The 20,616-nt window shown below is 65.2% G+C and carries 20 protein-coding genes; 12 read left to right on the top strand and 8 right to left on the bottom strand.

Annotated elements, in window-relative coordinates:
- Positions 1-85: 85 nt before the first annotated feature.
- The 4 genes from LDO14_RS13775 to LDO14_RS13760 all read left to right on the top strand — a co-directional run bounded on the left by LDO14_RS13775 (position 86) and on the right by LDO14_RS13760 (position 5,481).
- Positions 86-1,774: an ABC transporter substrate-binding protein gene (locus tag LDO14_RS13775; RefSeq protein WP_223992180.1), complete on the top strand. Its 1,689-nt coding sequence runs from the start codon at positions 86-88 to the stop codon at positions 1,772-1,774.
- Positions 1,775-1,899: 125 nt separating this feature from the next.
- Entirely contained in the window at positions 1,900-2,829 is a 930-nt protein-coding gene (locus tag LDO14_RS13770) for an ABC transporter permease (protein ID WP_141181986.1), read from the top strand.
- The gene (locus tag LDO14_RS13765) at positions 2,819-3,763 is read left to right on the top strand and encodes an ABC transporter permease (protein ID WP_223992178.1); all 945 of its coding nucleotides are present in this window, start codon (positions 2,819-2,821) and stop codon (positions 3,761-3,763) included. The genes LDO14_RS13770 and LDO14_RS13765 overlap by 11 nt, the downstream gene beginning before the upstream one ends.
- 11 nt (positions 3,764-3,774) lie before the next feature.
- Complete coding sequence (locus LDO14_RS13760) at positions 3,775-5,481, top strand: ABC transporter ATP-binding protein (RefSeq protein WP_223992169.1); 1,707 nt, start codon at positions 3,775-3,777, stop codon at positions 5,479-5,481.
- 58 nt (positions 5,482-5,539) lie between these two features.
- On the opposite strand, the gene LDO14_RS13755 is transcribed toward LDO14_RS13760, so the two are convergent.
- A complete protein-coding gene (locus tag LDO14_RS13755) occupies positions 5,540-6,403 on the bottom strand; it encodes an SGNH/GDSL hydrolase family protein (RefSeq protein WP_223992167.1) in 864 nt (287 codons plus the stop codon).
- A gap of 268 nt (positions 6,404-6,671) precedes the next feature.
- On the opposite strand from LDO14_RS13755, the gene typA reads away from it, so the two are divergent.
- Positions 6,672-8,600: a translational GTPase TypA gene (typA, locus tag LDO14_RS13750; protein WP_018768610.1), complete on the top strand. Its 1,929-nt coding sequence runs from the start codon at positions 6,672-6,674 to the stop codon at positions 8,598-8,600.
- 85 nt (positions 8,601-8,685) lie between these two features.
- Positions 8,686-8,946, top strand: coding sequence for a hypothetical protein (locus LDO14_RS13745; protein ID WP_223992165.1), 261 nt, complete (start codon positions 8,686-8,688; stop codon positions 8,944-8,946).
- Positions 8,947-8,995: 49 nt separating this feature from the next.
- On the opposite strand, the gene LDO14_RS13740 is transcribed toward LDO14_RS13745, so the two are convergent.
- On the bottom strand, positions 8,996-9,235 hold the full coding sequence (locus LDO14_RS13740) for a hypothetical protein (protein WP_043424755.1): 240 nt from the start codon (positions 9,233-9,235) through the stop codon (positions 8,996-8,998).
- Between the two features lie 137 nt (positions 9,236-9,372).
- Between LDO14_RS13740 and fdxA the strand changes: the two genes are divergently transcribed.
- From fdxA to LDO14_RS13725, 3 genes are all read left to right on the top strand, one after another.
- Positions 9,373-9,699: a ferredoxin gene (gene fdxA, locus LDO14_RS13735; protein WP_026265673.1), complete on the top strand. Its 327-nt coding sequence runs from the start codon at positions 9,373-9,375 to the stop codon at positions 9,697-9,699.
- Between the two features lie 14 nt (positions 9,700-9,713).
- Entirely contained in the window at positions 9,714-10,865 is a 1,152-nt protein-coding gene (gene dapC / locus LDO14_RS13730; RefSeq protein ID WP_223992162.1) for a succinyldiaminopimelate transaminase, read from the top strand.
- A gap of 237 nt (positions 10,866-11,102) precedes the next feature.
- Positions 11,103-12,389: a citrate synthase gene (locus tag LDO14_RS13725; RefSeq protein ID WP_018768605.1), complete on the top strand. Its 1,287-nt coding sequence runs from the start codon at positions 11,103-11,105 to the stop codon at positions 12,387-12,389.
- A 76-nt stretch (positions 12,390-12,465) separates the two neighbouring features.
- On the opposite strand, the gene galE is transcribed toward LDO14_RS13725, so the two are convergent.
- On the bottom strand, positions 12,466-13,479 hold the full coding sequence (gene galE, locus LDO14_RS13720) for a UDP-glucose 4-epimerase GalE (RefSeq protein ID WP_144599992.1): 1,014 nt from the start codon (positions 13,477-13,479) through the stop codon (positions 12,466-12,468).
- 109 nt (positions 13,480-13,588) lie between these two features.
- Between galE and LDO14_RS13715 the strand changes: the two genes are divergently transcribed.
- A complete protein-coding gene (locus LDO14_RS13715) occupies positions 13,589-14,197 on the top strand; it encodes a TetR family transcriptional regulator C-terminal domain-containing protein (protein ID WP_134163900.1) in 609 nt (202 codons plus the stop codon).
- Between the two features lie 114 nt (positions 14,198-14,311).
- A complete protein-coding gene (locus LDO14_RS13710) occupies positions 14,312-14,923 on the top strand; it encodes a hypothetical protein (RefSeq protein ID WP_018768602.1) in 612 nt (203 codons plus the stop codon).
- Between the two features lie 30 nt (positions 14,924-14,953).
- On the opposite strand, the gene LDO14_RS13705 is transcribed toward LDO14_RS13710, so the two are convergent.
- Together LDO14_RS13705 and dapD are read right to left on the bottom strand one after the other, a co-directional pair.
- Positions 14,954-15,811: a hypothetical protein gene (locus tag LDO14_RS13705; protein WP_223992161.1), complete on the bottom strand. Its 858-nt coding sequence runs from the start codon at positions 15,809-15,811 to the stop codon at positions 14,954-14,956.
- A gap of 7 nt (positions 15,812-15,818) precedes the next feature.
- The gene (gene dapD / locus LDO14_RS13700) at positions 15,819-16,841 is read right to left on the bottom strand and encodes a 2,3,4,5-tetrahydropyridine-2,6-dicarboxylate N-succinyltransferase (protein ID WP_018768600.1); all 1,023 of its coding nucleotides are present in this window, start codon (positions 16,839-16,841) and stop codon (positions 15,819-15,821) included.
- A 51-nt stretch (positions 16,842-16,892) separates the two neighbouring features.
- Here dapD and dapE point away from each other — a divergent pair, with 51 nt between their 5' ends.
- Positions 16,893-18,029, top strand: a complete 1,137-nt coding sequence (dapE, locus tag LDO14_RS13695; RefSeq protein ID WP_223992159.1) for a succinyl-diaminopimelate desuccinylase — start codon at positions 16,893-16,895, stop codon at positions 18,027-18,029.
- Positions 18,030-18,102: 73 nt separating this feature from the next.
- Here the strand turns inward: dapE and LDO14_RS13690 are convergent, their stop codons facing one another.
- The 3 genes from LDO14_RS13690 to LDO14_RS13680 all read right to left on the bottom strand — a co-directional run bounded on the left by LDO14_RS13690 (position 18,103) and on the right by LDO14_RS13680 (position 20,562).
- Positions 18,103-18,942: an ABC transporter permease subunit gene (locus LDO14_RS13690; protein ID WP_018768598.1), complete on the bottom strand. Its 840-nt coding sequence runs from the start codon at positions 18,940-18,942 to the stop codon at positions 18,103-18,105.
- Positions 18,939-19,589 carry an ABC transporter permease subunit gene (locus tag LDO14_RS13685; protein ID WP_018768597.1) on the bottom strand — a complete coding sequence of 217 codons (651 nt, stop codon included), beginning with the start codon at positions 19,587-19,589 and terminating at the stop codon, positions 18,939-18,941. The genes LDO14_RS13690 and LDO14_RS13685 overlap by 4 nt, the downstream gene beginning before the upstream one ends.
- An 85-nt stretch (positions 19,590-19,674) precedes the next feature.
- Positions 19,675-20,562 (bottom strand): glutamate ABC transporter substrate-binding protein, encoded by an 888-nt coding sequence (locus LDO14_RS13680; protein ID WP_018768596.1) that lies wholly within the window; start codon positions 20,560-20,562, stop codon positions 19,675-19,677.
- Positions 20,563-20,616: the final 54 nt, after the last annotated feature.

Below are 20,616 nucleotides of genomic sequence, written 5' to 3'. Positions count from 1 at the left end.
TTTCGTCACAGCGGTGAGCTGCTTCGGCCTGCGGGGAAGCACAAGATTCCCCTATACATCTCTCCCACAACTCATAGGAGGCGGAATGCGTTTTACGCGCACTTCCAAAGCACTGGGCATCGTGGCAATCGCCGCGCTTGCCCTGACCGGATGCGGCACCGGCGGCGGCGGCAGCAATGAGGGTGCCAGCAATGCTGCCGGCGATCCGAACAAGGTCATCACCGCCTACAGCAACGAGCCACAAAACCCGTTGCTGCCGGCAAACACCGGAGAGGTTTATGGCGGCCGCGTCGTCAACCTGCTCTTCGAAGGTCTCCGCAGCTACGACGCGAACGGCAAGGCAGTCAATGCGCTGGCCGAATCCATCGAGTCTCCCGACGCGCAGAACTGGACCATCAAGGTCAAGCAGGGCCAGAAGTTCACCAACGGTGAGGCCATCACGGCCAAGACCTTCGTCGACTCCTGGAACTTCGCCGCCAACTCGAAGAACCTGCAGCAGAACGGCTTCTTCTTTGAGTCAATCGAGGGCTACCCGGAAGTATCTGCGGTAACGTCCTCGACAGGTGCGGACGGCAAGAAGACCACCACTCCCGCGCCGACCGCCGACACGATGTCGGGCCTGAAGGCGACGGATGACTCGACCATCACGGTCAAGCTCGCCCAGCCTGAGGCCGACTGGTCCCTGCGCCTCGGTTACTCCGCCTTCTACCCCATGCCCTCCGCAGCACTGAAGGACCCCAAGTCCTACGGTGAGAACCCCGTGGGCAACGGTCCCTACAAGTTCGAGAAGCAGGGCTCCTGGGTCCACGACCAGTCCATCTCCCTGGTCAAGAACGCCGACTACAACGGCACCCGCCCCGCCAAGAACGGTGGCGTGACGTTCAAGTTCTACACCGATCCGGGCCCCGCTTACACGGACCTGCAGTCGGACAACCTGGACATCACCGACGTCCTGCCGTCCAACGCCCTGAAGACCTACGTCAACGATTTCCCGGACCGCAATGCCACCAAGGCTGTTGCCACCGACTCCACGCTGAACATCCCCGGTTACAACCCGAACTTCCAGGGTGAAGCCGGCAAGCTGCGCCGCCAGGCACTGTCCTACGCCATCAACCGCGAGGAAATCGCCAAGGTGGTCTTCAACGGCACCCGTACCCCGGCCAAGGCGTTCGCGCCGCCGGTCATCGACGGTTTCAAGGAAGGCCTCAAGGGCAGCGAAGTCCTGAAGTTCGACGCCGCCAAGGCAAAGGACCTGTGGGACCAGGCCAACAAGATCAAGCCGTACGACGACTCCAAGCCGCTCCAGATTGCCTCCAACACCGACGGCGGCAACAAGGAATGGATCGACGCCGTAACCAACGGCTTCAAGAACAACCTCGGCATCCAGGCTGAAATCCAGCCCTTCGCCAAGTTCGCCGAAGTCCTGAACCTGCGCAAGTCCCAGCAGCTTCCGGGCCTGACCCGCTCCGGTTGGCAGGGTGACTACCCGTCGCTCTACAACTTCCTGGGTCCGGTTTGGGCCACTGACGCTCCGTCGAACTACGAGAAGTACTCGAACCCCGAGTTCGACAAGCTCCTCAAGGAAGGCCTTGCCAGCAAGACCACCGACGAGGCAAACGCCAAGTTCAACCAGGCGCAGGAGATCCTGTTCCAGGACCTGCCCGGCCTGCCGCTGTGGGACCAGGCACGTCCGATCGTGTGGAGCAACAACATCACGAAGGCCGAAACCGGCTGGAACGGTGAAATTCTCTACTACGGCATCACCGCCAAGTAGTCCCAGATCTAACTTGCCGTAAGGCTGATGGGGGTTCCGGTCACGTCCGGGCCCCCATTGGCTTGCAAGCGGCAGGAAGGCATTCATGAACGCGTTTTCCCCTTTACCGGAAGGCAGGTGATCCTGTGATCCGGTTCATCCTGCGCCGACTCCTCCAGGTGATCCCTGTTTTCCTCGGCACTACCCTCTTGGTGTACTACATGGTGTTCGCCCTGCCGGGCGATCCCATCGCGGCCCTGTTCGGCGACCGCCAGCCCCCGCAGTCAGTCATCGACACCCTGCGCACCCAGTACAACCTGGACCAACCTTTCTGGGTCCAGTACGGACTGTTCCTCAAGAACCTCTTCACGTTTAACCTGGGCAATGACTTCACGGGGCAGCCGATTGCAGCCAGCCTCGCCCGCGTCTTCCCGGTGACGGCGATGCTCGCCATTGAGGCACTGGCCATCCAGGCCATCTTCGGCGTTGCCTTCGGCGTCTTCGCCGGCCTGCGCCGTGGTGGCTGGTTCGACTCCACTGTCCTGGTCGCCTCGCTGGTGGTCATCGCAGTCCCCACCTTCGTCCTGGGCTTCGTCTTCCAGCTCGTGTTCGGCGTGCAGCTTGGCTGGGCAAAACCCACCGTGGGCGCCAACGCCAACTGGGTCACCCTGCTGTTGCCGGCGGTGGTCCTTGGACTCGTGTCCTTCGCCTATGTCCTTCGCCTGACCCGTGCATCGGTCAGCGAGAACATGAACGCCGACTACGTGCGGACAGCCACCGCCAAGGGCCTTTCCCGGCCGCGGGTAGTGGTGGCGCACATCCTGCGCAACTCACTGATCCCGGTAGTGACCTACCTGGGCGCCAACCTTGGCGGCCTCATGGGCGGTGCCATTGTTACTGAAGGCATCTTCAACGTTCCCGGAGTCGGCAACAAGCTCTACCAGGCTGTCCTCCGCAGTGAAGGCCCCACCATCGTCTCCATCGTCAGCGTGCTGGTGCTGGTGTTCGTGGTGGCCAACCTGCTTGTCGATCTTTTGTACGCCTGGCTTGACCCGAGGATCCGCTATGACCAGTAATAACAGCCACTTCGTGGCCCCCATTGATGAGACCCCGCTGCAGGCCACTGACGCCGTGAAGGCGGACCAAGCCCCGCTCAGCCTGTGGGCCGATGCCTGGCGCAAGCTCCGGCGTCGTCCGCTGTTCATCATCTCGGCACTGCTCATCCTTGCCCTGATTGTGGTTGCGCTGTTCCCGGGCCTGTTCACATCGACGCCCCCCAACGAGGGCTGTGAGCTGGCCAATTCCGAAGGCGCCCCCACGGCCGGGCACCCGTTCGGCTTCACTTTCCAGGGCTGCGACGTCTACTCCAGGGTTATCCACGGCACGCAGGCCTCGCTTTCCGTAGGCCTGCTTTCCGTCCTCTGCGTGCTGGTGATCGGTGTGACACTCGGCGCCCTCGCCGGCTACTACGGTGGCTGGGTCGACGCCGTCCTCGCACGCCTGGGTGACATCTTCTTCGCCCTGCCGCTGGTCCTGGGTGCCTTGGTGATCACGCAGCTGCCCCTTTTCCGGGAGAACAAGAGCGTGTGGACCGTGGTGTTCGTCATTTCGCTCCTGGCGTGGCCGCAGATGGCCCGCATCACCCGCGGAGCCGTCATCGAAGTACGCAACGCGGACTTCGTTACCGCTGCCCGCGCGCTGGGGGTCTCCAAGTTCGGCGCACTGATCCGCCACGTCCTGCCCAACGCTTTGGCTCCGATCATCGTCCTGGCGACGCTGGAACTGGGCGTGTTCATCGTGGCCGAAGCCACCCTGTCCTTCCTGGGTATCGGTCTGCCCCAGAGCATCATGTCCTGGGGCAATGACATTGCCGGCGCGCAGGCATCGATCAGGACCCGGCCGGAAATCATGCTCTACCCGGCAGCGGCGCTGTCCCTTACGGTGTTGAGCTTCATCATGCTCGGTGACGCCGTGCGTGACGCCCTGGACCCGAAGAGCCGCCAGCGATGAGAGATAACAAGATGACCAGTGCAGACGTCCGTATTGATGAATCCGGGGCCGCCGGTGTAAGGCCGCTGCTGGAGATCCGCGACCTTGCCATCACCTTCAAGACCGGCAGCGGCGAGGTCAAGGCAGTGCGTGATGCGCACCTGACCATCATGCCCGGCGAAACCGTCGCCATCGTGGGCGAGTCGGGCTCCGGCAAGTCCACCACCGCCCTGGCCGCCATCGGCCTGCTGCCCAACAACGGCAAGGTGTCCGGCGGCCAGATCCTGCTCGACGGCGAGGACATCGCCCATGCGAGCGAGCAACGCATGATCGAGCTGCGCGGCAACACCATCGGCATGGTTCCGCAGGACCCGATGTCCAACCTGAATCCCGTGTGGAAGATCGGTTACCAGGTCCGGGAAACACTGCGGGCGAACGGCCGGCCCAGCGGTCCGGACGATATCGCCAAAGTGCTGTCCCAGGCGGGACTTCCGGACGCGAAGCGCCGGGCCAGCCAGTACCCGCACGAGTTCTCCGGCGGTATGCGCCAGCGTGCACTGATCGCCATTGGCCTCTCCTGCCAGCCGCGCCTGCTGATTGCGGACGAGCCGACGTCGGCCCTCGACGTCACTGTCCAGCGGCAGATCCTGGACCACTTGGAGACCATGACCAAGGACCTGGGCACGTCGGTGCTGCTGATCACCCACGATCTTGGCCTGGCCGCCGAGCGTGCCGACAAGGTCGTGGTCATGTACCAGGGCCGCGTCGTTGAGGCGGGCCCGTCACTGGAACTGTTGCGCAATCCCCAGCACCCGTACACCAAGCGGCTCGTCGAGTCCGCGCCTTCCCTTGCCAGCCGCCGCATCCAGGTGGCCAAGGAACAGGGCGTGGAGACGTCGGACCTGCTGGCACCTGCCGCCGAAACGGTGAAGCCGGAGACCTTCCTGCAGATCCAGGACCTGCGGAAGGTCTACAAGCTCCGCTCAGGGCTGGGCAAGGCGACGGACTTCGCAGCCGTCGACGGCGTGAGCTTCGACGTCCGGCGCGGCACCACGACGGCGATCGTGGGGGAATCCGGATCCGGCAAGTCCACAGTGGCCAAGATGGTGCTCCAGCTGGAAAAGCCGACGGACGGGAGGATCCTGTTCGACGGCGTCGACACGTCGGCCCTGAAGCCCGGCGAACTGTTCAAGTTCCGCCGGCGGGTCCAGCCGATCTTCCAGGACCCGTACGGCTCGCTCGATCCGATGTACAATATCTTCCGCACCATCGAGGAGCCATTGCGGGTCCACAAGATCGGGGACCAGGCCAGCCGGGAGAAGAAGGTCCGGACGCTGCTGGACCAGGTGGCACTGCCACAGTCCGCCATGCAGCGCTATCCCAACGAGCTGTCAGGCGGGCAGCGGCAGCGTGTTGCCATTGCCCGGGCACTGGCGCTGGACCCCGAAGTCATCATCTGTGATGAGGCTGTCTCCGCCCTCGACGTCCTGGTTCAGGCGCAAGTGCTGAACCTGCTCGCCGACCTCCAGGCCAACCTTGGGCTGACCTACCTGTTCATCACCCACGACCTCGCAGTGGTGCGGCAAATTGCCGACCATGTGTGCGTCATGGAAAAGGGGCGCCTGGTGGAAACGGGATCCACGGACGATGTTTTCGAGTCGCCCCAGCAGGAATACACGAAGGCCCTGCTCAACGCCATCCCCGGTGCGAAGCTGATGCTTCCTCCTGAGGTGGCGTAGCGGAACGTTTTCGCTGAACGGCTTGAGCCGGGATCTTCGGGTCCCGGCTCAAGCTGTTTCACTGCTCCACTGCCGGTTTCCGGTCCAGTCCCAGTTCGCGCAGCCTGTGCTCAAGAATCCCACCGAGCGCCACACGGCCTTCGGCGTTCATGTGGACGGCATCCGCCAGGTCTTTCGCCAGTCCGTACCGGGTGAGCCAGTCGCCCACGGAAACAAAGGGAAGTCCGTTGGCTGCTGCCACGGCACCCAGCAGAGCGTCCACCTCGCTGCGGCGCCCACCGCCGTCGTTTGCTCCCCGCGCCAGGGTGCCTATCATGGCAATCCTCGTGCCGGGATAGCGGGTCCGCAGTTCGGCAAGCAACCGCTGGGCGTTTCCTGCGATCTGCGCGTCGCCGGCGCCCCCGGCGGCGTCGTTCCCGCCACCCTCAATCACGATCAGTGCCGGCGTTCCGGCGGGAAGCAGCCAGTCCCCGCGCTGCAGGGCATCGATGTAATTGCCCGTGGAGCCGTTCGCCGCCACGAAGCCTGTGCCGCCGCGGCCGCAGAAGTAGACGTTGTAGCCGGCAGCGGCGAGGCCCAGGCGCGGCCAGCCATCCGCGGGTTCCGACTGTGAATCGCCAATCAGCAGCACGGTCCTGCTGATGTCCGGAACCACCGCCTCGAGCCGTCCGTTTCCGGGATTGCGGATCCGGGACGTGGCCACCACGGCCGGTTTCGCTCCTGCGCCGCCGGCTTGCCCCGCGGCCGCCTGTCCGTCCGCCGGTTGGCCGGCTGCCGCCCGTGCCAGGCCGCCCTGGGGAGAGTCCCCGGACAGCGCACAGCCGGCGAGTCCGAGCACTGCCGATACTGCGACCAGGCCAGACACAGCGGCGGCGGCAGCCCGGGCGGCACCCCGCGGTGTGCTGGCCTTGGCTGGGGGCATCGTTGTCTCCGGCGGTCTCGGAAGTGGGCTGTGTCACAGTCATCATGCCACGTACGCGGAAGTGGGAGTGAACTTAGTCACATGCCGGATCGGTTGGGCCTGATCGCGGCATTCCCGGCGCCGGCAAACCTGCCGGAATTTAGGCCAACAAATGGCTGGGCGGCTAGAATAGAGGAAGGCGCCCTGTGCCAAGGGCCTTGTCCGTCGTGCGTTCCAGTTGGAAATGTCGCGATACAACAGCTGACTCCACTGAATCGAGCCATTACGCATGTCTGAAACCACCACCAACACCGCGGTAGCCACTGCATCGCGCAGTGACCTGCGCAACGTCGCGATTGTGGCCCACGTTGACCACGGCAAGACCACCCTGGTCGACGCCATGCTCAAGCAGACCAACTCCTTTGCCGAGCACAACCACCTCGAGGACCGGGTGATGGACTCCGGTGACCTGGAGCGCGAAAAGGGCATCACCATCCTGGCCAAGAACACTACGGTGGCCTACAACGGTCCGTCTTCCAACGGCGAGACCATCACCATCAACGTCATCGACACCCCCGGCCACGCCGACTTCGGCGGCGAGGTGGAGCGCGGCCTGTCCATGGTGGACGGCGTCGTCCTCCTCGTTGACGCTTCTGAGGGCCCGCTGCCCCAGACCCGCTTCGTGCTGCGCAAGGCCCTTGCCGCGCACCTTCCCGTGATCCTGCTGGTCAACAAGACCGACCGCCCCGATGCCCGCATCGACGAAGTGGTCCACGAGTCCATGGACCTGCTCCTGGGCCTGGCCTCCGACCTTGCCGACGAGGTGCCGGACCTGGACCTGGACAAGGTCCTGGAAGTTCCCGTTGTCTACGCCGCCGCCAAGGTTGGCCGCGCATCGCTGGAGCAGCCCGCCAACGGTGCCGCCCCGGACAACGAGGACCTTGAGCCGCTGTTCAAGACCATCATCGAACACATCCCGGCTCCCACCTACAACCCCGAAGGTGTCCTGCAGGCGCACGTCACCAACCTGGACGCTTCCCCGTTCCTGGGCCGCCTGGCGCTGCTGCGCATCTACAACGGCACCCTGCGCAAGGGCCAGACAGTTGCCTGGGCCCGCGCCAACGGTGAACTCAAGAACGTCAAGATCACCGAACTCCTGGCCACCAAGGCGCTGGACCGCGTTCCGGCGGAATCCGCCGGACCGGGCGAAATCGTCGCCGTCGCCGGCATCGAGGAAATCACCATCGGTGAGACCCTGACCGACGCCGAGAACCCGCAGCCGCTGCCGCTGATCACCGTGGACGATCCCGCGATCTCCATGACAATCGGTATCAACACCTCGCCGCTGGCCGGCAAGGTCAAGGGCGCCAAGGTCACCGCCCGCCAGGTCAAGGACCGCCTGGACAAGGAACTGATCGGTAACGTCTCCATCAAGGTGCTCCCCACCGAGCGTCCGGATGCCTGGGAAGTCCAGGGCCGTGGCGAGCTGGCGCTGGCCATCCTGGTTGAGCAGATGCGCCGTGAAGGCTTCGAACTGACCGTTGGCAAGCCGCAGGTTGTCACCAAGACCGTTGACGGCAAGATCCACGAGCCGATGGAGCACATGACCATCGACGTGCCCGAGGAATACCTGGGCGCCGTCACGCAGCTGATGGCTGCCCGCAAGGGCCGGATGACCAACATGGCCAACCACGGCACCGGCTGGTGCCGCATGGAGTTCATCGTTCCCGCCCGCGGCCTGATCGGCTTCCGCACCCGGTTCCTCACCGACACCCGCGGCGCCGGCATCGCAGCGTCCATCTCCGAAGGCTACGAGCCCTGGGCCGGCCCCATCGAGTACCGCACCAACGGCTCCATGGTTGCTGACCGTGCCGGTGTTGTGACCCCGTTCGCCATGATCAACCTGCAGGAACGCGGCTCCTTCTTCGTGAAGCCCACCTCCGAGGTGTACGAGGGCATGATCGTGGGCGAGAACTCCCGCGCCGACGACATGGACGTCAACATCACCAAGGAAAAGAAGCTCACCAACATGCGTGCCGCTTCCTCCGACACCTTCGAGAACCTGACCCCGCCGCGCGAGCTCACCCTCGAGGAATCGCTGGAATTCGCCCGCGAGGACGAGTGCGTCGAGGTGACCCCGGAAGCCATCCGCATCCGCAAGGTCATCCTGGACACCAACGAGCGCGCCAAGGCCAACCGCGCCCGCGCCAAGGCATAGCAACGCCTGAACGCCCAGAATGCCACCGGTACTGCACCGGTGGCATTCTGCGTTAAGCCAGGCGGCGCTGCCAACCCCGGCCTCGATGCGCAGGGACGGCGTGGGCGCACTGGGCGCCTACTTCGGCGCCAGGGTCCGTTCTCCACATAGCCGTTTCCACCACCTGCGGACGCTCGCCGCGAGGCGCAGCCGGGAGGCCTATCGGGAAGACAGGCGGCGTTGGAATGTCACCGTCATCAGGGGTGTCCCAACTCTCCGGGTGACGTTCGAGATGCTGGTCCGCGACCCCGCGGAGTTCGTTGGAATCGTCCGTAAGGCACTTGCCATGTACGGGACGGCGCGATGAAGCCCGGGATCAGCGCGCAGGAGCAGTCCGGGCGCACCGGGAGCGGCAGTCAGCGCACGGCCGGGCGGCGCGGGGGAGCAGGCGGGACCTCCTTGGCGGCCACCACCTGCCCAAGGGGAATAACGACGTCGGCCTGCCGGGTGCGGACTGTACAGGAACCGGCGTCGCAGGCCAGCAGGTGACCCAGGGCGTCCGTGAGGCCTCCTTCGATCCGGTAGCGCACCACCACGCGGATGCCGGGCGCAGCCGAGGCAAGGAAGCGGGCGGGTGCGGGTAGTGGCTGACTCACCAGTTCATACTAGGTGCGCCGGCTAGGTTCGCGGGAACGGGCTGGGGGATAATAGGCTCAGATGTCAACAGTCCGGCCGTGCTGCCGGATGCAAGAGCCGGCGGGAAGCCGGAACCCAACGTGGAGAGGCCAGGGACGTGACGTACGTAATCGCGCAGCCGTGTGTGGATGTTAAGGACAAGGCATGTATTGAGGAATGCCCGGTCGACTGCATCTATGAGGGCGAGCGTTCGCTGTACATCCATCCGGACGAATGCGTTGACTGCGGCGCCTGTGAACCGGTGTGCCCGGTGGAGGCCATCTACTACGAGGATGACACCCCCGAGGAATGGGCCGACTACTACAAGGCCAATGTTGAGTTCTTCGATGACCTCGGGTCCCCGGGTGGCGCGGCCAAGGTCGGCAACACGGGCAAGGACCACCCCATGATCGCCGCCCTGCCGCCGCAGAACCAAGACCACTGACGCGGACGCAAGCCGTGACCGCAGCAACGAATTCGTTTGGCCTGGACCTGCCCGACTACCCGTGGGAGGCCATGGCGCCGTACCTGGCGAAGGCTTCGGAGCATCCCGGCGGAGCCGTGAACCTGTCGATCGGGACACCCGTCGATCCCACGCCGCAGCTGATACAGGATGCACTGAAGGCGGCCGCGAATGCCCCGGGATATCCCACGGTGCACGGCACCCCGGCGCTCCGGGAAGCCATTGCGGGCTGGTTCGAGCGCCGGCGCGGCGTGTCCGGCCTTGATCCCCGGAACATCATGCCCACGGTGGGGTCCAAGGAACTCGTTGCGTGGCTTCCGCTGCTGCTGGGCCTCAAGCCGGGGGACGTCGTCGTACGCCCCAAGGTGGCCTACCCGACGTACGATATCGGCGCCACCCTCGCAGGCGTCACCTCCGTGGCAACGGACAACCTGGACGAACTCGATGACGCCACCCGCTCGCGCGTCCGCCTCATCTGGGTCAATTCCCCCGGGAACCCCACGGGAAGCGTCCGGGGCATCGAATCCCTCAAGGCGCTTGTGGAACAGGCGCGTGAGCTGGGTGCCGTGGTGGCCTCGGACGAATGCTATGCCGAACTCGGATGGGGGGACTGGGACGTCCAGCGCGGCGGCCGGCGCGTTCCCAGCATCCTGGACCCGCAGGTGGCGGGCGGCTCCCACCAGGGCCTGCTTGCCGTGTACTCGCTGAGCAAGCAGTCCAACCTCGCCGGCTACCGCGCGGCATTCGTGGCCGGTGATCCGGACCTGATGCCCAACCTGGTCAACAGCCGCAAGCACGCGGGCATGATTGTCCCTTACCCGGTCCAGGAGGCCATGCGTGTGGCCCTGGGGGACGACTCCCACGTCGAGGCCCAAAAGGACCTCTACAGGGGCCGGCGGGAGCGGCTGGTGCCCGCCCTGCTGGACTTCGGCCTGGAGATCAAGGATTCCGACGCCGGGCTGTACCTTTGGTCGACGGCGGGGGAGGACACGTGGGACACGGTGGCCCGCCTGGCTGACCGCGGCATTGTGGTGGGACCCGGCGTCTTCTACGGGGACGCCGGCAACGGCTATGTCCGCGTTGCCCTCACCGGATCCGACGAGCGGATCGATGCGGCCGTGGCACGCCTGGCCCGATCAGGCTCCTAAGGGTACGTAATAATCGTGTGACTCGCCCCACATCAGGCGCGTTTTAGGGTGCATTTGACGGCTGCGGATTAGTGACACCCGCCAAGGGGCGGTACTTTTTAAGTGACTATCAATGGTGGCTTTCTACAAGAAGGCAGCCCGGGTGTTGGAACCTGTCTCCTCAGGCTTCGTGCGCGGCTCACCTGATGTTGGATCAAGCTTTCGACAGAGGCCCAGAAGCCTCATGAAGGGGACTCCATGACTGAGACCAACAATGCTGCGACCCTGCTCCACGCAGGTGGCGAGCTGAAGCTCCCGCGCATCCAGGTTGTTGAAGGGAACGAGGGTTACGACGTCTCCAAGCTGCTGAAGCAGACCGGTGCCGTGACCTTCGACCCCGGCTTCATGAACACCGCAGCAACCACCTCGGCAATCACCTACATCGATGGCGATGCGGGCATCCTGCGCTACCGCGGATACCCCATCGAGCAGCTGGCGCAGCACTCCAGCTTCCTTGAGGTGTCCTACCTGCTGATCTACGGCAACCTGCCCACGCCCACCGAGCTGGACGAGTTCGACCAGAAGATCCGCCGCCACACCCTGCTGCACGAGGAGCTCAAGGGCTTCTTCGGCGGCTTCCCCCGCGACGCGCACCCCATGCCGGTGCTGTCCTCGGCCGTGTCCGCGCTGTCCACGTTCTACCAGGACTCGCTGGACCCGTTCAACGCCGAACAGGTGGAGGTCTCCACCATCCGGCTCATGGCCAAGCTGCCGGTCATCGCCGCCTACGCCCACAAGAAGTCCATCGGCCAGCCCATGCTGTACCCGGACAACTCGATGAACCTGGTGGAGAACTTCCTGCGCCTCAGCTTCGGCCTGCCCGCCGAGCAGTATGAGCTGGACCCGGTCATCGTCAAGGCCCTGGACCTGCTCCTCATCCTCCACGCTGACCACGAGCAGAACTGTTCCACTTCCACCGTGCGCCTGGTGGGCTCCTCCAACGCCAACCTCTTCGCGTCCGTTTCGGCGGGTATCAACGCCCTCTTCGGCCCGGCCCACGGCGGTGCCAACGAGGCCGTGCTCAAGATGCTCCGCCAGATCCAGGCCGAGGGCCTCAAGCCCGAGGACTACATGGAGAAGGTCAAGAACAAGGAAGACGGCGTCCGCCTCATGGGCTTCGGGCACCGCGTGTACAAGAACTACGATCCGCGCGCCAAGATCGTCAAGGCCACGGCGCACGAGATCCTCAGCAAGCTCGGCGGCAACGACGAACTGCTGGACATCGCCATGCGGCTGGAAGAGAAGGCGCTTAGCGACGACTACTTCATCCAGCGCAAGCTCTACCCGAACGTGGACTTCTACACCGGCCTGATCTACAAGGCCATGGGCTTCCCCGAGAAGATGTTCACCGTCCTGTTCGCCATCGGCCGCCTGCCCGGCTGGATTGCCCAGTGGCGTGAAATGATCAGCGATCCCAACACCAAGATCGGCCGTCCGCGCCAGCTGTACATCGGCGAGCCGGAGCGGGACTACCCGGTCCGCTGAAACCGGCCATAACGACGGCGGCCGCCCACCTTTCCAAGGTGGGCGGCCGCTTCGCGTTGTGCCACATTCAAGGGGACTACGAGGCGTAGCCCTGGGGGTTGTTTTTCTGCCAGCGCCAGTGGTCCTCGCACATCTGGTCCACCGTCTTGGTGGTGGACCAGCTCAGGTCCGCCAGGGCGGACGTGGCGTCGGCCCAGAAGGCGGGCAGGTCCCCTGCCCGGCGGCTGGTGATTTCGTAGGGGATGGGCTTGCCCACAGCCTTCTCGAAGGAGCGCAGGACCTCCAGAACGGAGGAGCCCTTGCCGGAGCCGAGGTTCCAGCGGAAGACGCCCGTCCGGCCGGCAATGTGGTCCAGTGCCGCGACGTGCCCTGCCGCCAGGTCCACCACATGGATGTAGTCGCGCAGGCAGGTGCCGTCCGGGGTGTCGTAGTCGCCGCCGAAGACCATGAGCTTCTCGCGGCGGCCCACCGCCACCTGGGCGATGAAGGGAACCAGGTTGTTGGGGATGCCCTGGGGATCTTCGCCGATGCGTCCTGAGGGGTGCGCGCCCACCGGGTTGAAGTAGCGCAGCAGTGCTATGTGCCAGCGGGAGTCGGCTGCGCCAAGATCGGAGAGGATGTCCTCGATCTGTTCCTTGGTGCGCCCGTAGGGGTTGTTGGCGCCGATTTCCATCTTTTCCACATAGGGGATGGGGTTGTGTTCGCCGTAGACGGTGGCGGACGAGCTGAAGACAATGGAGCGGACGTCGTGCCGGTCCATGACGCGGATGAGGTTGAGCGTGCCCACCAGGTTGTTGTAGTAGTACTTGAGCGGCTGCTGCACTGATTCGCCCACGGCCTTGAGCCCGGCGAAGTGGATGACGGCGTCAATGCCGGCGCCGGCGAAGACCTTGTCGACGGCGGCCTCGTCCACCAGGTCGACGTTGTGGAACTCCGCGGTCTTGCCGCTGAGCTCAGCCACGCGGCGCAGTGACTCCTCGCTGGAGTTGACCAGGTTGTCGATGACGGCCACGTCGTGGCCGGCTTCCTGCAGGGAAAGAACAGTGTGGGAACCGATGTAGCCGGTACCCCCTGTGACCAAGATTTTCATGCCTCAACGCTATCCCACGGGAAGCGGTCCCCGCCCCTGCGTCCCGGATGGCGGGCGTCGACCGGACGGTGGAGGCGGCAGTGGAAGCACAAGTGTGCTAATAAGAATGGTGCCCAAAATAGTAGACGCGGATGCCCGGCGTCAGGATGTTGTCCAAGCGGTTCTGCGCATCATCGCCGTCGATGGGCTGGAACGTGCCTCGCTGCGCGAAGTGGCGGACGAGGCCGGCCTGGCAGTCGGTTCCGTCCGGCACTACTTCGCTGGCAGTGATGAACTGCTGGCCTTCTCGTTCGGCACCGTGGTGGACCGGGTGGTCGGCAGGCTGGAGGCACTGCTGCCGGGCGTGCAGGAGGCTGCCCAGGCCAGCCCTGAACAGCGGCAGGCGGTTCTGACCCTCCTGGGCGGCATGCTTCCGCTGGATGAGGAATCAGCTGTGGAGGCCTGCGCCTGGCTTGCCTTCAAGAACGCGGCGCGGATCAGGCCGTTCCTTGCCGCCGAGGCCGACCGCAGCCACCGCGAGGTGGCCGCCATCGTGGGCGTAGTGGTTGCATCCCTGCTCCCCGAAGATGAACCGCAGGAGAACCTGGTGGTGGAGGCGGAACGCCTTCTGGCCACCCTGGACGGCCTGTGCATGCATGCCCTGCTGCAACCGGGCTGGATGACAGCGCAGATGTGCCGCGACGTGCTTGAGCGGCACCTGGACGGACTGGCACGGTAGGCGCCCGGGTCCAATCCTGCACTACCGGGAACTGGCTGCGGGAATAGACTGATAGCCGGGTACTGCAGAGCGGGTCATGCCGCCCGGCATGGGAAGGCCAGGGAAGGACTTTGGATGCATCACGCAAGCGGTTCAGGGTGGCAGATCACCACCGACACGTCCGGGCCAATGATGATCGCACTGTACGTCCGGGATGCGGCCGGCTTGAACGGAGTGGGACAACCGATGCTGTCCCATGCGTCGCCGAAGGTCCGTTCGGCTGACCACTCCCACCTGACGGCCGACGTTGGTGGCATCAGCGCGCTGAAGACCGAGTGGGAGGCCTGGTGGGAGCAGCTGCTGAAGGCCCATCCGCACACATCGCCGGAACTCTCCCCGCCCAGTTTTGACGCGTTCGGCAACTCTCCGGCCCTGCAGCGGGTCCTGCAGGCCCATTTCGGCTCCGCCCTCACTTGGGCCAGGGAGCGCAGGAGCGAATACGCCGAGCTCGAGGCCGAACGGGTGGCCTCCGGAACGGACCAGCTGCTTGAGGACATGGTGGACGACAGGCTGATGGAAGTGGGGCGGGACTCGCGGGACTTCAAGCTGACCATCATCGAGCTGCCGCTGGACGAGCAGCGGGCCTGGTACCTGGAGCCCGACAAGATCATCATGAGCCAGGATTTGATGGGGCAGCCGGACCTCCTCCGCAGCTACGTCCAGCCGGTGCTGGAAATCCTGGTCTAGCCGCCCTTAAGGCAGGACGACGGCGGCCCTTCAGCTGCCGCCGTTGTCCTGACGTACGGTGATGCGCACCTGTCCCTCCGGGGCCCCTGAAGCCTGCCATCCGTCCCCATCGGGACGGTGCCAGGTCCGGCCTGCCACCTCCACCTGGGTGACGGCCAGGTCCTTGGCGTTGGCAACCGCCCACTGGGCAACCGACCATGCCAGCGCGCCGTCGGCGTCCACCACCAGGGTGGCGCCGTCAACCTGTGAGTCCACGCCGCCGTAGGCCTGGTCCAGGTCGGTGGCCACCGATGCTGTTGTCCCGCCGGCCGCCGGGGAGCGGAGCGTGCACTGCACTCCGGCCGGCGTCTGTCCGGTGAGTCCGGAGGCAAAGGCCCGGCCCATGTCCTCGTGCTGGGCATATGCCTTGGGGTAGGCCGACTTCTGGACCCGCTGAGCTGCATCGGTGATGTCGAGCGCCTCGTAGCCCGGAATTTTCACCAGCGCGTCATAGAAGGCATTAACGGCATAGTAGGGGTCCATGATCTCGGCCTCCGTGCCCCAACCCTGGGACGGACGCTGCTGGAAAAGCCCCCGCGAGTCCGGACCGGCCTGGTCGCCGTGCCCGATGTTGCGCAGCTTCGACTCCTGCATGGCAGTGGCGATGGCAATGGTGGCGGCGCGCGCCGGCAGTCCCCGCCTGACGGCCGCCGCGGTAATCAGCGCGGCGTTGGCCGCCTGGTCCGGCGCAAGTTCACCGGTCCGGTTGCCGGCCGCAGCGGTGCAGCGCTCCGAAACGAGGGTTTCGGAACGCTGCACGAAGAACACTGCTGTGTAAATTCCGCCCGCTGCCAGTGCGAGGGTGAGCAGCAGCACCGCCAGGCGGCGCAGGCCGCGTCTGCGTGCCACGAAGGGATCAGTTGGCGTGCAGGGCGTCGTTCAGTTCAACGGTCTGGCCCTTGCGGGGCAGGGCCTCCACCGCCCCCGTGGTGGAGTTGCGGCGGAACAGCAGGTTGGGCACGCCGGAGAGTTCGGCGGCCTTGACGATCTTGGTGGTGTCATCGCCCACCTCGTCCTTGGGGCCCGGAACGCGGACCCGGGTGCCTGCCGTGACGTAAAGCCCGGCTTCCACCACGGAATCATCCCCGATGCTGATGCCCACGCCGGAGTTCGCACCGAGCAGGACGCGCTCACCGATGGTGATCTTTTCCTTGCCGCCGCCGGACAGGGTGCCCATGATGGAGGCGCCGCCGCCAACATCGCTGCCGTCGCCGGCCACGACACCTGCGGAGATACGGCCTTCCACCATGGAGGTGCCCAGGGTGCCGGCGTTGAAGTTGACGAAGCCCTCGTGCATGACTGTGGTGCCGGCGGCGAGGTGCGCGCCCAGGCGGACCCGGTCGGCGTCGGCAATCCTGACGCCGGAGGGGACCACGTAGTCCACCATGCGCGGGAACTTGTCCACGCCGTAGACGGTGACGGCGCCCCGGCGGCGAAGCCTTGCGCGTGTCAGTTCGAAGCCTTCGACGGCGGCCGGGCCGAAGTTGGTCCACACCACGTTGGGAAGCTTGCCGAAGATGCCGTCCAGGTTGATGGTGTTGGGCTGGACCAGGCGGTGCGAGAGGAGGTGGAGGCGGAGGTAGGCGTCCGCGGTGTCCGCCGGGGCTTCATCGAGGTTGATCTGGACAAAGACCACCTTCTGCTCGGTGCCGCGGTCCTCGTCCGTGCCGTTCTCGGCGATCTGCACCAGGGTTTCATCCGCGTTGTCCACCGTGCGGAGGTTCTCCGCCGCAACTCCCAGTGCCGGCGCGGGGAACCAGACGTCCAGGACGGTGGCGTCGCCGGTGGCAATGGTGGCTACGCCAAAACCGTAGGCGGAACGGTCATCAGCGTTGGAGGTCAGGGTTTCGGGCACGGCAGAGGAAGCGGTCTCAGTCATGTGCCCCAGTCTATCGAGGGCGGGGCATGGGGTTCGAACTAGACTGGCTTCGTGACTGCTGAAACCGCCCCAGACTCTTCCGTGTCCACCCTTGACCTCCGCCAGGACGTGGCGCTGCTGACCGCAGCGCTCATGGACATCAACAGCGTGTCCGGCAATGAAAAGCAGCTCGCGGACGCCGTCGAGTCCGCCTTGCTCGGGATTCCCCAGCTGGCCGTGGTGCGCGACGGCGACGCCATCATCGCCCGGACCGAACTTGGACTCGCTGAGCGTGTGATCCTTGCCGGCCACCTGGACACAGTGCCGCTTCCGCTCACCGAAGGATCCCGGGGCACCGTTCCCTCCAGCTGGGAATCGGGTGTTCCGGGCGAGGGCGTCCTTTATGGCCGCGGGGCCACGGACATGAAGGGCGGGGTGGCGGTCCAGCTCGCACTGGCGGCAGGATTGTTCGACGGCGGCGCGCAGCCCAAGCGGGACGTCACCTTCGTCTTCTATGACCACGAGGAAGTGGAGGCCGTGAAGAGCGGACTGGGACGCCTGGTCCGCAACCACGGCGACCTGCTGAAGGGGGACTTCGCCATCCTGCTGGAACCGACGGACGGCACGGTGGAGGGCGGCTGCAACGGCACCAGCCGGTTCGAGGCAAGCACGGTGGGGGAGGCCGCCCACTCGGCCCGCGCCTGGATGGGCAGCAACGCCATCCACGCCGCGGCACCGATCCTTGCCCGCCTGGCTGCCTACGAACCCCGGATCATCAATGTCGACGGGCTCGATTACCGGGAAAGCCTCAACGCGGTGAAGATCAACGGCGGCACGGCCGGGAACGTCATCCCGGACCGCTGCGTCGTCGAGATCAATTACCGGTTCGCCCCGGACAAGACGCCGGACCAAGCCGAAGCCCACGTCCGGGAGCTGCTGGCGGGCTTCGACGTGGTCCGCACCGATGCCGCCGCCGGCGCGCGGCCCGGACTGCAGCACCCGGCTGCCGCCTCGTTCGTGGCCGCCGTGGGAGCCGAGCCCAAGCCCAAATACGGCTGGACCGACGTCGCCCGCTTCAGTGAGCTGGGCATCCCGGCGGTGAACTTCGGCCCGGGGGACGCGCTGCTGGCGCACAAGGACGACGAGCACGTCCACGCCGACGCCATCCGCAAGTGCCTGGCCGCCGTGCAGAGCTGGCTCGCTGCCTGACGGTCCACGAACAGGAAAGGTCCGGAACTCCCCACGGGAGCTCCGGACCTTTCCTGTTGTGGGCTCTTGGAAGCTACGGAGCCGCAGCTTCCAAAACATCGGGTTCGGCCTTCGCCATGCCCCCGGCTGCCTTCTTGGAGCCGCGGCGCTCGATCCACACGGCAAGCCGCGAGACCGAGATGTTGATGGCGATGTAAATGGCCGCCGCCACGAAGAAGATGGGGAACAGGTACTGCGTGCCAAGGAAGTCCGCCATGACCTGCACCGCGCGCAGCAGCTCGCCGTACGCCACAATGTAGCCCAGCGAGGTGTCCTTCAGCAGCACCACCATCTGCGCCACGAGGGACGGCATCATGCGGCGGATCGCCTGCGGCAGCTCGATCAGCATGCGGGACTTGTAGCTGGTGAGGCCGATGGCCAGGCCGGCTTCCCGTTGTCCCTTGGGCAGGGACTGGATGCCGGCGCGGATGATCTCGGCAAAGACCGCAGCGTTGTACAGCACCAGGCCGGCCACGACGGCGATGAACGCCGAGGTGCCGAACCCGAGCAGGATGAAGAGCATCATGAGGACCACGGGCATGCCGCGGAGGAATTCCAGGATGATCCTCATGGGAATCCGAATGAATGCGGCATCCGAAATGCGGAGCAGGCACAGCAGCAGGCCCAGCGGGAACGCGATGACTGCCGCCAGTGCGGCTGCGGAAAGCGTGGACCCCAGCCCTTTACCGAGCAGCTGCCACACGTCGCCGCGGGTGAAGATTTGCCAGCGGCGCGCCTCGAAGATGCCCTGCTGGGCGAGGATCGTGACCACCCAGGCCAGCAGGCCGAGAATCAGCAGGCCGCCGATGATCGAGGCAATGAGGGAGACCCGGCGCGCTTTGGGGCCGGGGACGTCGTAGAGAACCGAGCTCATCGGGCAATCGCCACCTTTCGTTCCACCGTGTTGGCGAGGATTCCCAGCGGAACGGTGAGGAGCAGATAGAAGAACGCCGTGCCCAGCAGGACGGTGATGACGGCGTCGCCGTTGGCGTTGGCCAGCTGGCGGCCGTAGCCGAACAGCTCCAGGACGAAGAAGGCGCCGGCCACCGAAGAGTTCTTGACGAGCGCGATCAGGATGTTGATCAGCGGCGGGATCACCGTCCGCAGGGCCTGGGGGAGGATGATGAGCGAGAGCACCTGGCCGAACTTCATGCCGATGCTGCGCGCTGCCTCGGCCTGGCCGACAGGCACGCTGTTGACACCTGAGCGGACAGCTTCGGCGATGAACGCGGCGGTGTAGGTGCTGAGGGCGATGATCGCGGCGATCTCGAACTGTTCGAACTTGACTCCGATACGGGGGAGCACGACTGCTGCAAAGAAGAACGCGATGGTCAGCGGGGTGTTGCGGAGGACTTCCACGTAGACGGTGCTGAAACCGCGGAGTGCCGCAACCGGGGAGACGCGTGCCGCGGCCAGCAAAGTGCCAAGGATCAACGCGAAGATACCGGAGACGACGGAAAGGAAAAGAGTGCGGAGAAAACCCTCCCAGTACAGGGGCAGGTTTTCAAAGATGACGTCCATAAGATCCTTCGGCTGTAAGCGTGGACGGATTGAAGGCTGTGCTGCCGGGGCCGTTGAGGGGCCCCGGCAGCATGGCGGACGCTACTTAGTAACGGTTGATGGCCGGGAGGCTGGGCGCGGTCTTGATAACCGAACCTGCGGTGGCTTCCCACGCCTTCTTGTACGAGCCGTCCTTCCCGAAGGATTCCAGCTGGTCGTTGATCCAGTTGCGGAACTCGGTATCACCCTTCTTCAGGCCGATGCCGTAAGGCTCCTTGGTGAAGGTTTCCTCTGAGGCGAGCTTGAAGGCATCCGGCTCCTTGTCAACGAAACCGGCGAGGATCACGTTGTCCGTGGTGACGGCTTCAACCTGCTTGTTGCGAAGCGGCTCCAGGCAGGCGGAGTAGGTGGCGGCCGGAACCAGTTCCGCGCCGTACTTGTCCACGATGGTGGCGGCCGGGGTGGAGCCCGTCACGGAGCAGACCTTCTTGCCCTTGACGTCCTCGGGCTTCTTGATGGAGTCGTTGTCCTTGTTCACCATGAGGGCCTGGCCGGCTTCGTAGTACGGGCCGGCGAAGTCGACAACCTGCTTGCGCTTGTCGCTGATGGTGTAGGTGGCAATTACCAGATCCACCTTGCCCTGCTCAATGAAGGGCTCGCGGTTGGCCGAAACGGTCTCGGACCATTCGATCTTGTCCGCGGCGATGCCCAGCTTGGCGGCGATCAGCTTGCCGATTTCAACGTCGAAACCGACGGGCTTGCCGTCCAGGCCAACCTGGCCGAACAGTGGCTGGTCGAACTTGGTGCCGATCTTGATGGTGCCGGCGGAGGACAGCTTTGCCATGGTGGTTCCGGCAGCGAACGACGGCTTCTCAACGGGGCTGGGGTTGCTGGAGCCACCCGAGTCTCCGCCGCCACAGGCGCTGAGGGACAGGGCGAGGGCAGCGGTGGCCGCCACGACGAAGGATTTCCGCCTGGACATAAATGCCTTCATGACATTCCTTTCATTGGTGGCCGTGGGTTTCCGGCCTGGATGCGAACTGACGTG

This window comes from Arthrobacter sp. NicSoilB11 (assembly GCF_019977375.1).
Classification (GTDB): domain Bacteria; phylum Actinomycetota; class Actinomycetes; order Actinomycetales; family Micrococcaceae; genus Arthrobacter.
Note: the sequence above shows the minus strand (reverse complement) of the source record. Positions and strands in the feature narration are given on the sequence as shown.

Coding starts and splice junctions, on each gene's coding strand:
- LDO14_RS13690 (WP_018768598.1), bottom strand. CDS start 18,942: ATGAGCTCGGTTCTCTACGACGTCCCCGGCCCCAAAGCGCGCCGGGTC.
- LDO14_RS13680 (WP_018768596.1), bottom strand. CDS start 20,562: ATGAAGGCATTTATGTCCAGGCGGAAATCCTTCGTCGTGGCGGCCACC.
- LDO14_RS13760 (WP_223992169.1), top strand. CDS start 3,775: ATGACCAGTGCAGACGTCCGTATTGATGAATCCGGGGCCGCCGGTGTA.
- LDO14_RS13755 (WP_223992167.1), bottom strand. CDS start 6,403: ATGCCCCCAGCCAAGGCCAGCACACCGCGGGGTGCCGCCCGGGCTGCC.
- typA (WP_018768610.1), top strand. CDS start 6,672: ATGTCTGAAACCACCACCAACACCGCGGTAGCCACTGCATCGCGCAGT.
- LDO14_RS13685 (WP_018768597.1), bottom strand. CDS start 19,589: ATGGACGTCATCTTTGAAAACCTGCCCCTGTACTGGGAGGGTTTTCTC.
- LDO14_RS13745 (WP_223992165.1), top strand. CDS start 8,686: ATGCGCAGGGACGGCGTGGGCGCACTGGGCGCCTACTTCGGCGCCAGG.
- dapD (WP_018768600.1), bottom strand. CDS start 16,841: ATGACTGAGACCGCTTCCTCTGCCGTGCCCGAAACCCTGACCTCCAAC.
- LDO14_RS13725 (WP_018768605.1), top strand. CDS start 11,103: ATGACTGAGACCAACAATGCTGCGACCCTGCTCCACGCAGGTGGCGAG.
- galE (WP_144599992.1), bottom strand. CDS start 13,479: ATGAAAATCTTGGTCACAGGGGGTACCGGCTACATCGGTTCCCACACT.
- LDO14_RS13765 (WP_223992178.1), top strand. CDS start 2,819: ATGACCAGTAATAACAGCCACTTCGTGGCCCCCATTGATGAGACCCCG.
- LDO14_RS13775 (WP_223992180.1), top strand. CDS start 86: ATGCGTTTTACGCGCACTTCCAAAGCACTGGGCATCGTGGCAATCGCC.
- LDO14_RS13710 (WP_018768602.1), top strand. CDS start 14,312: ATGCATCACGCAAGCGGTTCAGGGTGGCAGATCACCACCGACACGTCC.